Annotated in this window: 11 protein-coding genes; 5 read left to right on the forward strand and 6 right to left on the reverse strand. The window is 49.4% G+C overall.

Annotated features, from left to right (window positions below):
* Positions 1-233: 233 nt before the first annotated feature.
* Both V9K67_RS21275 and V9K67_RS21280 read right to left on the reverse strand, forming a co-directional pair.
* The gene (locus tag V9K67_RS21275; RefSeq protein WP_336726013.1) at positions 234-4,001 is read right to left on the reverse strand and encodes a hypothetical protein; all 3,768 of its coding nucleotides are present in this window, start codon (positions 3,999-4,001) and stop codon (positions 234-236) included.
* Between the two features lie 287 nt (positions 4,002-4,288).
* Positions 4,289-4,831 carry a DUF6584 family protein gene (locus V9K67_RS21280; protein ID WP_336726015.1) on the reverse strand — a complete coding sequence of 181 codons (543 nt, stop codon included), beginning with the start codon at positions 4,829-4,831 and terminating at the stop codon, positions 4,289-4,291.
* A gap of 278 nt (positions 4,832-5,109) precedes the next feature.
* Between V9K67_RS21280 and V9K67_RS21285 the strand changes: the two genes are divergently transcribed.
* From V9K67_RS21285 to V9K67_RS21295, 3 genes are all read left to right on the forward strand, one after another.
* Positions 5,110-5,334 carry a hypothetical protein gene (locus V9K67_RS21285; protein ID WP_336726017.1) on the forward strand — a complete coding sequence of 75 codons (225 nt, stop codon included), beginning with the start codon at positions 5,110-5,112 and terminating at the stop codon, positions 5,332-5,334.
* Between the two features lie 834 nt (positions 5,335-6,168).
* Entirely contained in the window at positions 6,169-6,948 is a 780-nt protein-coding gene (locus V9K67_RS21290) for a hypothetical protein (RefSeq protein WP_336726019.1), read from the forward strand.
* 178 nt (positions 6,949-7,126) lie between these two features.
* Positions 7,127-7,561, forward strand: a complete 435-nt coding sequence (locus tag V9K67_RS21295) for a hypothetical protein (protein WP_336726021.1) — start codon at positions 7,127-7,129, stop codon at positions 7,559-7,561.
* 1,185 nt (positions 7,562-8,746) lie between these two features.
* Here the strand turns inward: V9K67_RS21295 and V9K67_RS21300 are convergent.
* The 3 genes from V9K67_RS21300 to V9K67_RS21310 all read right to left on the reverse strand — a co-directional run bounded on the left by V9K67_RS21300 (position 8,747) and on the right by V9K67_RS21310 (position 11,172).
* The gene (locus tag V9K67_RS21300) at positions 8,747-9,658 is read right to left on the reverse strand and encodes a MopE-related protein (protein WP_336726023.1); all 912 of its coding nucleotides are present in this window, start codon (positions 9,656-9,658) and stop codon (positions 8,747-8,749) included.
* A 21-nt stretch (positions 9,659-9,679) separates the two neighbouring features.
* Positions 9,680-10,534, reverse strand: coding sequence for a Kelch repeat-containing protein (locus V9K67_RS21305; protein WP_336726024.1), 855 nt, complete (start codon positions 10,532-10,534; stop codon positions 9,680-9,682).
* 425 nt (positions 10,535-10,959) lie between these two features.
* Positions 10,960-11,172 (reverse strand): hypothetical protein, encoded by a 213-nt coding sequence (locus tag V9K67_RS21310; RefSeq protein ID WP_336726025.1) that lies wholly within the window; start codon positions 11,170-11,172, stop codon positions 10,960-10,962.
* Between the two features lie 279 nt (positions 11,173-11,451).
* On the opposite strand from V9K67_RS21310, the gene V9K67_RS21315 reads away from it, so the two are divergent.
* Positions 11,452-11,844, forward strand: coding sequence for a hypothetical protein (locus V9K67_RS21315; protein ID WP_336726027.1), 393 nt, complete (start codon positions 11,452-11,454; stop codon positions 11,842-11,844).
* Between the two features lie 1,103 nt (positions 11,845-12,947).
* Positions 12,948-13,271: a JAB domain-containing protein gene (locus V9K67_RS21320; RefSeq protein WP_336726028.1), complete on the forward strand. Its 324-nt coding sequence runs from the start codon at positions 12,948-12,950 to the stop codon at positions 13,269-13,271.
* Positions 13,272-13,400: 129 nt separating this feature from the next.
* Here the strand turns inward: V9K67_RS21320 and V9K67_RS21325 are convergent, their stop codons facing one another.
* Entirely contained in the window at positions 13,401-14,132 is a 732-nt protein-coding gene (locus V9K67_RS21325; RefSeq protein WP_336726029.1) for a hypothetical protein, read from the reverse strand.
* Positions 14,133-14,260: the final 128 nt, after the last annotated feature.

Here is a 14,260-nt window from a genome sequence, read left to right on the forward strand (position 1 = left end):
TCTAATGCCTTTTTTGTTGTCTGCCAACTATTTTTTAACCTCTACTGTATTTCAAAAAATTACCGGACTATTGTAATAATAGTATAATTTAATGCGGTTGTTTTACTTCTCCCCTTAAGCTTTCTTTTAGGAAATCCGCCACTATTATTGATATAGCAACTGTCCGCATGCAGAGGGAGCCAAGTCAACCTGAAATAAATTGTTTTCGCTTGTTACTCCTAAATTGACTCTGTTCAGATAAGTTCATCCAAGTGAGCGCTGTCATCCTCCCTTTTGGCATCTTCAGTATAACCCTTGGCAAGGTCAAATAAAATGGAAGCCGTGACCGGCCATTTTGAAAGTATCTGTTTTCCCATGCGCTCAAAATAGGATGCCAACTCTCTTTCTTGTGCCCCTCCTTCGTGTGGGTCTTTTATATAAAGTCCCCTGTTATTGAAAATCTGGGTGCCAAATTCCCTTTGTACAACTTTACTATCCAATGAATCAATAAGTTCACAGATTTCATCAGGAGGCCAGCGGCTATTATTTCTTGGAAAGAAGGCCAGTAATTTTCCTAGTCGGCTGTCCACACCGTATACGCGCTTCAGTTCCGCCGCGGCCTTTCTTGCTTGAGCCACCCACTCAAACAACTCTCCCTTTTTGATGGTAATATCAGGTTGAGCACCGGGCACATCCCGCCAGCTGTCCAGTAGCCTTTTGGCCTGAATCGCTAATATTGCCTTTTGCCGTCTTTCTTCTTCCGTTAATGCCGAATCTGTTTCCCGGTCGTCGGGCTTATAAAGAAGAGATACCACTTCAACAAAAAAGGTCGGGTTGGTTTTTAGCTCTTCAAATAAAGTAACCGGTCTATATTCGGAGCTGTAGCAAGATAAAAAGTCTAAATAGAACCATTCCAGTTGGGCCAGTGTTTGCTTATCTAGGTCCCGCCTTTCCTGCAGAATTTGGATTATTTCTCCTATCCTATCCAACTGGACATCCTCCTCCGTAGGTACCGTCGCAGCCTCCCGTAAGAGTTCTGCCAGAGCAGATGAAGGGACATTCTCTACAAAATCTGCCACTTGTTCGATTGCAGCCCGTTGCCTTTTATATACCCTGAGCTTTTCAATCAAGTAGCCTGCATCTGCTTGGTCCAGGGAAAAAAAGTTCGGGGGCATTCTCGACCAATATATTTTACCCACCTCTGGCCCAGCCTCTTCCACCAGTTGCCAGCAGGGCCGGTCCGATACGAGGGCCAAAAAGAAACGGGCCTGCTGCGCTGAATCCAACTGCAGTTGGTTCATACGTGTTGCCATGCCGATGCTCCATTCCTTTCCCGCCTGTAAGGACTTATAGAAACAATAGCTGCCAAAAAACTGAGTAAAAGCTTCTCCTTCGACTGATTCGGAAAAAAGCCGGAGCAACTCTGTATCCTCTGCCGCTGAATCGAACAGGCCTGCAGCGGTATATCCCAGTAAGTTAGGCTTTACCGGCTTGTGGATTAAAAACATTAGTCCTTCCCATCCTTCTTCTTCGTAAATCATCCTTAAGGCGTTCAGCCGTTTACTCTTCAGGGCTTTTTCCCGCTCCTTAAAGTCCATATAATCAGCAAGGTCGCTATCATATATCTGGTCCCCTTCAAAGAGATACGCAAAGCTTCTTTTGCTATCCACCGGCGCGTACAACTTCAGCACTTCCTCCAGCTTTTCCAGTTCCGTTGATGGTAAGGCCCAGTGTTGCTCTACGAACCTGCGGTGCTTTCCAATTAGCTGCCTGAGGGCGTTCCAAATACCAATGCCTTCGGTTTCTATGTTATTCCTGTTGCCCACCAGCAACTGTACCAACTTTTGTCTGGCTGCCGCGGGGACCTTTGGAAGCAGGTCCACCAGAACACCCAGTCTTTCTTCGCTTCCCTGCGCAAGTGCCAATAGTTGGTCAAAAATGAAGGAGCGGTAATCCTCGATTTCTTTTGCAGAAACCTGCCTTTCAATATCTTGGGAATTGAACCGCCATCTGCATTTATTAATCGAACTGGGAAAGCCATGGTACTTTGGTGATAGGGATAACAAGAGGGTCCAGGCCACTTCTGGTTCCCTTTGGATCAGTCGGCTCAGAATGGTTTGTCTCAGGCTATAGTCTGCATCAACTTGGCTAATCCAGGCAATTAAGATTTCTTTCAGGCTGCGAGCTGGGCGGTTACTCAGGCGGCCTCCGGGATCAAGGCGAGAGAGCTTGCCCAAAATAAGGATTACCCGATGAAGGTATTCGGAGGAATAGGCTAACCCTTCTAAAGCCCAAAGCAATCCAGTATGATATGCATGCGGACTGAGCAAACCTGGTGCCTCCTCAAACATTTTCATTATGGGCGGATGATCCCTCTCCAGGGATTGCTCCACTGCAGACAGGAAAGATGTAGGCGCTGCCTCGGCAATAAGAGGAATATGGGTTTGTAAAGAGCACCACTTATCTCCCGTTGCTTCTTTCAGCAGTTCCTGAACTAGTGAGTCTGCAAAACCTTGAGGGAACGGGTGTGCCTGCAAATCAAATGATTCCCCGAAAACAGCCATCAGCACTAAAGACTGGCAAAGTCCCTCTTTAATGGCTGGGGAGAATCGGGGACTTTTCTGATTGATACCGGCCATGTGACGTAGGCTCGGCTCCAGTTCCAAGCGTGGATCTATTTCACCTAGACCAAGAAGAAAAGCTTCCCGGAAACGGTTCAGATCATCTTTTGTAATAAAAGGAGCCAGCATAGACAAGGCATCCAGCGCAGAAGTCATCCGCCACACATGGCCGACCTGCATCACAGGTGGGTCCTTATCGATCTTCCAGCCGGCAAGCTTTGATATGTAGCGGTCATAAGGCTCCGCGGACAGTAATTCCAGCAAGCTTCGGTCGCCCTCGCTTTGGTCTATCCATACCCCTGCAAAAAGTGCAGGCAGAAGGTGCTGGTGAGGTCCGTTCTTCGCCCACTGGGGTTGCTGGCCTTCAGAGAAGTTTAGCCGTCTACGCAGAACCGAAAGGCTTTGGCCGGAATCCCGGGTTAAGCGCAGGGCTTCTTCATTACCGAACCCCATATCCTTTAATCCACTTTCAAACCCAGACCTCCTGATTCTTGGCAGGTGAATTCCCTTTCGATTGGATGTGACCTCGTTCCCCAAAGGTAGCAGAACATGATGGCCGCTTTTTGTCACCTTCATACCCAGTCCGGCATCTTCCCCTTTATAAATAATTACCATATGGGTAATGGATGGAATCAGTTTCCGCAGGCTTTGCTCCGATTCCACGATCACACTTCGGGCGTGGATGGATTCTTTGTGCTCCCCTTCCATTTGTTCCACAGCTGCCGCAATAAAAGCAAGGGCTTCTTCTGTAGTTGTGGCTTTAACGGTGAGTTGAGCCGGGGCGGCAGAAAGGAACCTTTTTAGTTCATCCATCTCCTTTTCCCTGCCGGACGTGACCAGCTTAGGCGCAATCTTGTGCTGCGGGTTTTGGCTCCAGTTTTCCCAAAAGTCACTAAGGGCTTCCATGTCTTCACCGTACTTGTGCAAATACTTTGCAAGCCAGGCACTTACCGAAGGACAAGTGTCCAGCCACTCTTCCAGCATCAGCCCATCAATCACCTTTACATTTTTCCACTTTCCTTCTGCCAGCCGTTCTGCCACCCAACTTTCCTTTTCCCGCCATACATGACGGGTAACGAAAACAAAAGTTGTATCCATGGGATCCATATATAGGGGCTTTTCGGCGCGTTTTTGGTAATCACCATTGGCTTTGTCACGGTAATCCTTGCCGGTTCCAATCTCCCAGACGGACTTGCCTTCAGGGATGTACGGGGTGGCAGAAAGTGCTTCCAGATATCCGTCAAATCCAGGAAGTGCTACATTGTCCCCGGCGGGAAACTGCATCCAAGTAAGTTGAACCGGGCTGGCAACAATCAGTCGTCGGATCAGGAGCGGAAAATGCTCTTCGCAGTCTCTTTGCGGTGCCCAGCCTGCTAGGTCGGTGGAAGTGATCCATATCATTAGGGGCTAATATTATTTCACAATACTACAGAACTTAGAGGGATTTACTTGCTTCGCTTCTTTAAGAAGATAGTCAATGGAAAGCTGGTTAAAACTATACCGATAACGGTGTTTACAAGGAATTGATGGTGCCCATGGTGACGGTCTGCGGCTGCCTTACCCCGGAGGGAACAACCTTTGTCATCGCCTGGTGGGATTGGGTGGAAGAGGCCTAACAGGGAGGGCTTTTCCTTGTGCACCAACCAGCTATGCCCCCCGAAAAAATTAGTAGTCCGGGTGATTTCGGCCTATCCTGGCCGCGTAAAGCGTTTCGGGCTATTCAGGTGCCTTTCCAGACCCTTTAAAAACCTGGGAGTTGTGCCTTCTCGTTGCCTGGACTGGATGAGCAGGTCCTCCAGGATCCGCAGCTGCGGTTCGCTCAGCCGGGAAAAGGCAAACCTGCGCTTCGTAATGAGTTTTTTAAGGATGGCGATCGGGTCCGAGCCCAGGGACTTTTCAAAGGCGCGCACAGCCTCCCGCTCGCCTTCCCCTTTATCCATCTTCAGGTACCAATACCGCCCTGCCCGCTCATCCAGGCCGTATGCAAAAAGAATGGTTGCCAGCTTGTCCAAGACCAAGGGGTCCAGGGGATCGTGCTGCAACGAACCCATTAAACGCCGGACAGCCATTTTATGGTCTCCCCTGCTGAGGTCTTCCGCCACCCTTTCCTGTAAGCCCTTTTTCCGGCGGCGGGAAGGATAAAGGGGCTTCTTTTGCCCTTGAGGTTTAAACAAGGCCGTTATGATTCCAATGAGGCTTTTCATGGCAGAATTGTAGCAATGGCAGCCCATGATTTTAATAAAAATGCAGACGGTCTCGGGCTGCCGTTTGTCCTGTGGTTTCTAAAGTTATTTAAAATTACCCCGCTTTCCCGTAAGCCCCGTACTGGATGCAGCAGCTTCAGGGTTAGACCATCGGGCAACAACAGCTGGCGGCCTCATTACCCTAAATAAATATCCCGGACCGTTCCCTATTTGGGCCCGTTCCCTTTTTATTGGAGGGGCCCAGTGATTCCGTAAACGTGCATCCGCATTTGGTGCCTGGGGGGTGAAGGGCCTACCTTCGCAGCATGCTAAACGAAGGCGACCGCGTACACTTAGATGACCTGATCCTGCAGGACCCATCCACCAAGGCTAACCATTTCCTGTTCCAGCATGCCCTGGACAACGACGAACTGGGAATCGTGCAGTACCTGGACACTCAAAAGTCAACGCCTGGGCAGGACCTTTACTGGGTGAAGTATAGCTTCTTTACCATCCGGATCGATTCAAAATATCTTGTAAAGGAAGGTTAGCGAACCCCGCAGGAGGGAAATACCGTACCGGCATTTAGGCTTACAGGGGGAAGCCGGTTATTTGTCTACAGCAGGCCGGAAAACGGGTTCTGGCATTATATGTACGTTACATATTTTACTCAAGTGATCGTACCCTCTAGTCTTAGAGGTGCACCGTTTAATTCACGTTAATTAAGGAAGAGGCTTCTCAGGCAGAGGCCTTTTCTTTTTGCTACAACCTCCTTTGGAAGCCCGCCACCCTAGCGTGCTGCAACTTAAGGATGCGTTCCGTGAGCCTTGCCCCGGTTTTGAACAGCCAATAATCCTTTGTTTATTGACCGGAACAGGGACTTCTTTTTCCCTTTATTTTATTTCAAATTGAAGCACTGCCCTGATCAGCGTTTGGTCCATTGCCGTGCGCGCGTCCTTCCCGTTCAAATAATACGGGGCAACAGCCTGCACAGGACCCCTGCAACATCACCAATCTTTCCCTTGCCCACAGGCCCAGGGCCCTCACCGCTCGAAAAGCCCCTACTCCCGGAACGAAACAACGCCCCCATCTTCAACGCCCCTCCCAGCCTTCCGGGCCTTTACTTTGTGGTGCTCAGCTACTTAAAGGTGCAGGAGGCAGCTCCTAAAACTACCCGCATTTCTTTATCTACATTCCCTATTGCAGAGGCTTAGTTCCCAGATTTATATTTAAATTTATTAATGGGTATATAAGGTGAAGAGTAACTTGTTACAGCGCATTGCACATTTGCCTGCCCCTACTTTATCCCTTCTTTTGGCCCCTCCTGCAACAAACTCCTTAAGGGCAGGCAAACACAAAAGATTTACCCTTTAAAGCTTATCTGTATGAAATTAAGCTACCATACAAACCCGGCATTGGCCCTCCTTCATGCACCTGTCGGTAAGCGACAAATGCCCATTCCCCCCGAAGCGCTCGTTGACTTTCTCCCCGTACAAAGGCATATTAAGGAAAGCCTGGACCGGTACACGGATCTTTTCCGCTCGAACGTCCAGGTCATCACCAACCCGTTTGCCGAGGCAATCCACTTATGCTATGACAAACTGCAGACGGAGGAAGTCATGTGCTCCCTGGAAAACCTGTCCGGCTGCCTCATCTACCCGGGCTCTTATTCTTTCCTGTATCATTTGGAAAACCAGCAAAAGGGTGTGATCTTCTTCTTTAGTTGCAACCGGCTCGCTTATTATACCTCATATGATCATGGCAAGGCCGTGATCTGTGATATGATGCACCAGAGCCCCTCCTTTAAGGACCAGAGCCAATTCCAAATCTGGGATGAGGTGGTCAACTTCCTGTCGACAACGCTTGCCTTTATCAAGTTTGCCGAGGTCCAAACCAGGTACCTGCCGGCCGGCAAAAAGGTGAAGGACATCAGCTGCATGTACCTGAACGAAACGGACCTGAAGGTGCAGCTGCTGGACTGCCGGTGGATCACGACCCTTGTGAGAACCGAGGGCTTCAAGGTACGGGGGCATTTCCGGCTGCAACCTAAAAAACGAAATGGGGAATGGACGAAGGAGCTTATAAAGATTGACGAATACATGAAAACCGGGTATACCATGAAGGCCGGCAAGCTCAGGAAGGCGAAAGAAAGGGACATTTCCTGAATTGGTTCAGTTTACCTGTTCAAAGGCATTTGCTCCCTGCTTTCAAGGGCTGTTGATTTCCAGGAAAGGGGAAGAAGCAGCAACACAGGAATTAAGGGAATTTAACACCGGATTTGCGGCACTATGCCCCTCCCGAAAGGTCCAGGCGCCTCAGGGGATCACTCTAAACCAAAGCATTATGAAGGCATTGCGTATAGCCGGGTATCCCCTGGCCCAACTCTTCACTTTTGTCCTGATCCTGATCAGCGGGGAAGCTTTCGGGGGACCTTACCTGGTATACCTCATCCTGGCCCTTCCCCATGGCGGGGACTATTCTGTGCTGGGGACCGGGGGCATCCTTTGCCTGTATATCTGCCATAAGCTCTACCGGATAAAGCGAAGGGCCTGGGTAAAACCCGTCCTGCACCTTGCCGGCATCCTGCTGACCCTGCTTTCCCTCTATATCTTTTTCATTAATGACCGCATTCGCTACAACTACGGTACCTTCTTGCAGAGCGTACCGCTGGTTACCTTATGGCTGTTTGGCATTTCCGTTCTGTGCGGAATGGTGCTCGCGGTCATCCAGCTGGCCCGGCTGAGAATAAACCGGCACGGCTTCCCGACACCACATTGAGTCTTTTCCTGCAGTGCTTAAAGACGTTCTTCCCGGGATTCCCTCCCTTACCCGGGACGACAACCTGGTCCGTCCAGCCGGGAAGCAGGAGAGCTCCTCACCAGCCTTGCAGCTCTGCATTTGGGGAGGGTTTGTCCCATGGCCGGTCACGGGATCGTATTTGTACCGGCGCAGGCTGACGGCCCCTGGCAGCTTTCGCTACCTTTTCGGCCTTTTTGTCCCTTCGGCTGTTTTAATGGTGAAACAATGAAATTTTCCGCGGAAAAAAAGGGTTGGAAATAATGAATATAAACGGCTGAAACCCACTGCGGTAAAGGGTTTTAACAAGCCTTTGGCCCGTTTTGACATAATGAGATGGCACAGGAATTGAAAATAAGAGGAGCAGGACTCCTCTTATTTTTGTGTCATCGAAAGAAGGTAAGGCAATCGTTAGTGGTAAAGTGAATCGTTAGTAGCAAAGAAAGGCAGCAATCGTTAGTGACAAGGTCAATCGTTAGTAGCAAAGAACATCAGCAAGCCAATCGTTAGTGGCAATAAGAATCGTTAGTAGCAAAGAACTTCATAGACAGGGCAATCGTTAGTGGCAATAAGAATCGTTAGTAGCAAAGAATTTCATATGCAAGGCAATCGTTAGCGGCAATATGAATCGTTAGTAGCAAAAAACTTCATAGACAGGGCAATCGTTAGTGGCAATAAGAATCGTTAGTAGCAAAGAATTTCATATGCAAGGCAATCGTTAGCGGCAATATGAATCGTTAGTAGCAAAAAACGTTTATCAAGGGCTGGTCCTGTTTTCAGCTGGATCAGCCGCTGATCCGGTTAGTCCGGATGTTTTTCGTGGTGCAAAGAAGCAAAGAAAAACGATACGAAAAACAAAACGTTAATTTTTTTCTTCGCACTATTTTCCCATTCCCTCTGCTTTTACTTTCCCAAAATCACATAAGTATGCCTTTCCACGGCTGCCTGTTTCCTGGCTAGTGCCTCAAACTTCTTTTTCCCTTTATTTTTTTTCTCTTGATGGATTCTCTTGATGGATGGGTTTCTTTAAAAGAATGACACCAAGCCGATGCCTTACCAAAGCAGGGCTGCGTCCTATAGGATCGGCAAGAAAACCAAGCGCAAAATAGCCCGCCCTTCGTTTCAACAACAAAGGGCGGGCTGGTATATAGACCGGAACGCAACGTATTAGTTGGGCTGCTTGACCAGCTTTACTGTCAGCCTTTCCCTGCGCTGCCTCAGTTCGGCCAGGTACAGGCCGGGCCGGTAGCCTTCGCCCAGCGTCAGCGTACTGCCGGCTGCAGCGGTTCTGCGCACTTCCACCAGCCGGCCCAGGCCATCCCATACTTTGAGCGATACCGCCCCTGTGCTGCCGCTTTGCACCAGCAGGGTAAAAGAGGTTGCCGTGGGGTTGGCTCCTATCCTTACCTTCAGGGATGTGGTCCCCGGGGTTTCTCTGCCATCATTAAGCGGGGAAGCAGCCGCCGTTACGCCTGAAACATTATCCTTAATGCCGTCGCAGTTGTCGTCTATCCCGTTGAGGAGCTCCACCGCCCCTGGATAAACAGTGGGGTCCTGGCCCTTGCAGTCGCCACCCCTGGCGGCATAGCCTACGGGCGCGGAACAGGCCAGTACCGGCTTATCGTCATTGCCGTAGCCGTCGCCGTCCACATCCTTGTACCAGGTGGGCATGCCGCCGGTAAGGGTAAGGGGAGCGGAAGTGGCGGAGTAGCCTGCAGCTGTAGAAACCGTTACGGTATAAGTACCCCCTTTGTCCACGGTAATGGAGCGGCTGGTGGCCCCAGTGCTCCACAGGTAGGTGTAACCCTCCGGTGCGGTGAGGGTGGCGGTTTGCCCGCTGCAGAAGTTGGCTGGCCCGCTGGAGGAAATCACGGGCGTGGCAGGCGGGGCAACTATGGTAAGGTTAGCGGAGTCGCTGGTGATAACGGCTGGACCCGCGGAAATCACCCGTAGCCGGAAACCGGTGCCGGCAGCCGCAGTTTCGGGAACGGTAGCATTAATGGTGTAAAAGCCGCTGGCGGTGCCGCTGACCGAGCCAAGGGCCACCGGGGAAGAGAACGATCCCGCCGCATTGCTCAACTGGGCAGTAAAGGAATTGCCCTACCCGTAACTCCCGGTGGCGTTGAAGGAAATATTTATAGAAGCGCCGGGGCAAATGCTGCCGGAGCCCGGCGGGTTCAGCGAGATGGTGTTGCCAGCGGCAGGGTTACCTGTGCCGAATTTCCATAAATCGTTCCGCTCCCCACCGGCGCCGGCGATATAGGGTTGCCCGCCAAACAGCCAGAGGTTGCCGCTGCCGTCCTTCCAGGAAGCGCCTTTCGCTCTTCCTCCCGGATGGTGCAGGGCAGACCCCTCCCCTTTGGCGCCAAAGGCAACGGGCACATTCAGCGTAGAGTCGCCGCCCTCCCAAGTCCACCTGCCTGTGGCAGGACTGAACCTCCACAAATCGTTCAGGAAGCCCCAGTTGGGGGCACCGGCGACATAACCGCCACCGCCAAACAGCCACAGGTTGCCACTGCCGTCTCTCCAGGAAACCGCATCCACCCTGGCGCCCGGCATATTGGTGGCGGAAGCCACACCTTTGGCCCCATATTTCCCCGCCACGTTCATCGAACGACCGCCGCCCAGGAAAGTCCAGGCGTGGGTAGCGGGATTGAGCTTCCACAGGTCACTCAGGAACCCGAAACGACCGTCATAACCTTGCCCGCCAAAGAGCCACAGGTTGCCGCTGCCGTCCGTCCAAAAGGCGGCCTGTGCCCGTACACCGGGGGTATTGGCGGCATCCTCCACCCCTTTGGTTCCATAGGCAGCCTTGACCCCTACGGCACCATCGCCGCTCTGCAGGGTCCACCTGCCCGTAGCAGGATTGAAGTTCCATAAATCGTTCAGGTATCCAATCGACCTGCTGCCATAGCCGTATCCGCCATACAGCCACAGGCCGGCGGTCTGCCGCATGCCTGGCCACCAATGCCGAAAAGCAAAGGACACCCGCAACGCATTGTTTCGAAAAGGGGTAGGATGTGCTTACAGAAATGCAAGCCTTCGGGTTCGTCTCCCCGGGCATCCGGAATGCCCGTTCAAGATACGGAGGAAAAGGGAGCGTTACCAATGGGGCAGGGACCCGTTCCCGGAGGAAACAGGAAGCTGCAGCAGGAGTTCATCAATCAGAGGGAGGGGACAGGGGAGCAGGGGAACGAATAGGAAAAACAAGTTACACATGAGCTAGTGAAAAAAGAAGGAAAGGAATATTGAATTTTCCTGTAATCAGTTATTACCCTTACCGCCCGGGCGTTGGGACTGCTTCATTGCCCAGGGAGCGCTCCTGCCCTTGGAGGCTGCCGTTCCGACAAACCTTCTGTGCAGTCCCTCCAGCAAAAGCATTAATCCCCCTCCAGTAAAAAAAGCGGGGAGACCCAGATCCCACCCGCCAACAGCAACAGCAGGGAAAGAACCAGGGCAATGCCCAGCGCAACCCTCAGGGATATCGGTTTTAATGGCCGGGCAAGTTTTGCCACCAGCCAAATCAGGCCGCCTCCAATAATCGTATAAAAAGCAACGGTCGTCACAGCCACAAAAACAAAGAGGACTTCCATCCCAGCCTGACCCTCGGTCAGACAGGGTAGGGGAAGCAGTAGCAAAAAAAAGCGGCTAATGCCTGTTGGTTGCGGATCACCTGTTTCCTATGTAGGTTTGAGGCCATTCTTTTTAATTTGGGGAACTGATGGCTACAAGATGCGGCGCCGGAAAAATTATATAAGCGCTCCGGCGGCGTTTGGGGTGATTTCCGCTCCCATTAAGCAGCTCATTTTGGTATTAGCCATTTCCGGTAGGCCTCTTTTTTGCAGGCATTGCTAAAATAATTAGTATTGCCTATGCGCTTTAAAATTGACCTCCCGTACGGTTCCCTGCGGTATGTTTTCCAGGTGGAGCAGGGAAAGCCCCTGAAGGGGTTTGAGTTGTTTACCCTTACTGCAGGCGATAAAAAGGTGGTGCTGCAAAGCAACCGGCCCATGCTGCTGGCAAAAGGGTTAAAACGTAAACCCATTTTCTGGAAGGTGGTGGAGGGAGAGGTGAAGGATCAAAGGGCACTGGAGGAGGTAATCCAGGCAATCGAGAAACACCTGAAAGAACAGGTTCAGGGTAGCCGTGGAGACCATGCGGTGAAAAAGGAAAATTCGAGGCAACCCACCCTTTCGAGGAGCCGGAAGCAGCTGGTCAAAACTGCGCCATCAATACCATGGAGTGAACGGGCAGGGAAATCCTGACTGTTCGTTGCCTAGCCACGGCTAATTTCCCTATCGTTGGCTTAGACATTTTAATATTAATTTATAGACTTAGCTCCTAATGTAGCATGGATGAAAAAGGCGGGGATGAAGCAATAAACAATTGGATTGTAGAGATTTTCTTTTTTACTTTATCAAATCAAACTATGCATTATGGGATTCGCTATCTTTCTTTTAATCGTATTGGTAATCTGCATATTTCTGCTCATTAATGGTTCACGAAAAGACCGAAAAAGAAAAGCCTATACAATTAAAGCCAAACAGGATTATGATCAGGCTTTACGGTCCGGAGACAAAAGAGCCGCCTTGGAAGCCGGCCGCAGATATTATTCTCTTCTTCGTGATGGAAATCTAACGGTCTATGATGAACAAGCTCTCGCTAACGACTTGAACACCATGAGTTAGAGTATTTTTAATTTTTTTAAATAAACAAGACTGAATTGCGGTAAGATCTTGGGTCGTTCAATGGTTCTATCAATGGTATCAGGAAACTCATCCAAGATCATTTCACCTCCCCCGTTTTTTTATACAGGCAGCTTTTCCCGAAAAGTCGCTGGGGATATCCTTAGCCGGGTTTTCCCTAAACTGTCGACTTCATTGCCTTAACGGCTGAATCGGGCGTTGAGCCCTGTTTATTTTCTTTTTTACCAAGCCCTCCGCCCTACCTTGCAACTCTTGGGGAATACCCTTGCCAGCGCATAGGTGCTTGGATCGGTCCATAACGCTACAATTGGCGCGCTGTCCGCCAGGATGCGGTATTTGGAGATTTATATGGAAACCAGCAGTGTTGCAACCATAAATCACTGGTTGCGTCGCACCCTTCGGCGTCGTGTAATCCTACTGGGCACGCCTAGCCAAATAAAAATTCCATGACTATACAAACTTAGCCATCCCCTGCCCATTTGTTTGCAAGGAACTTCGGCATAAAGCGGCAATGCAGCTCCTCTTCTTTTTATCCTGTACCATCCGCATCAAGAGTGCATCAGCATCAATTCACGCATTTATTCCGATCCTCCTTGCACAAATGGGAGCGGGATGGCTGACGAGGTGCCGTCATTTATTTTTTCATTCCTAAAACATCAAGTATGAAAAAGATGCTCAGCCCCTCCGACGCCTTCGCTGTTTCCGAAATCGAACTGGTGTACCGCTCCAAGGTCAAAGCTTCCGAAAGGCCGCTCATCAGCTGTTCCGAGGATGCCTACCACATATTCCTCAACTGCTGGGAAGAGGGAAAGATCGGGCTGCTGGAACAGTTCAAGGTCCTGTACCTGAACCGGGCCAACCGGGTGCTGGCAGTGTACCAGGCTTTCAGCGGAGGGCTCACCAGCACCATCGCTGATCCCCGGTTGATTATGGTAGCGGGGTTAAAGGTATCCAGCGTCAGCCTCCTGCTCTGCCATTATGTATAGGAAACGCTTATGTAAAGAAAGTTACACTATACGCTGATAGTCAAATTATTATAAAGAATAAACTTTGCATAATATTTCAAACAGCATTCTTAACTATTAGTAGGCCCATGCATTTATCTTTTGGCTTACTCACCTATTGTTTACCTTATCTATTTTTAATTGCTGCTCAATCATTTGCAAAACGATAGAAACCTTTTCTGCATACTCCTTGTCCTTTTCCTCATATTTAAAAAACGCTTCTTGTAACTTTTCGGTAAGGTTATTAGCATAAATGAGTTTCCTTAGTTCTTGATTAGACTCTTTCTCATTAAGCTTAAGTCGATTGTCAAGTATCAAGTTACCGTAATAATAAAAGAACATCACAAAATTTCTTAAAGCTTTTTCAGATTGAGTAATATTCCAATTCTGCATCAACTGCTCTATATCATGAAATCTTAAATAATTTATTAAGTCGGTATCGCTAACTCTTGCAGTAGTGTCATTTGCAAAGTCTATCCAGTCTGCAAGTACAAAACTTTTTACAGCCTGTATTTCGTTTTCTGGCCAGTCTGTCCACTTGGCATATTCCAACTTGCAGCCAATATCAAAAAGGTTTATCAATCCGGAATTTCTCTTAATTGAATATAATTCGAAAACTCTTGGTAAAAAATGCTTGTAATGTTCAATGTCTCCCCACGTGAATAATGCGCTACCATGGTAAGAAACCAAATCGTCTTCATTTAATTCTCTAAGTGGCTTTGAATGCAACTTCATTACGTCTTCTTCATCAATACAACCACAGTCGCAATGCTGAATGCCTAAAGTCGTGTATTGACTAAAGGTAGAATATAGATCTTCTATTGCTAATTTAAGATTACTCATTAGACAACTGATAACTTGTTAATATAGTAATGTATACAGCTTTTTTTCCTTTGATAGTCGCATCACAAAAAGCGTCTCATAGTGTAAAATTAATGATCTAACTACTCATATCGCCTATTAGAAAGCTC

This window comes from Huijunlia imazamoxiresistens (genome assembly GCF_037132455.1).
Classification (GTDB): Bacteria; Bacteroidota; Bacteroidia; order Chitinophagales; family Chitinophagaceae; genus Flavisolibacter; species Flavisolibacter imazamoxiresistens.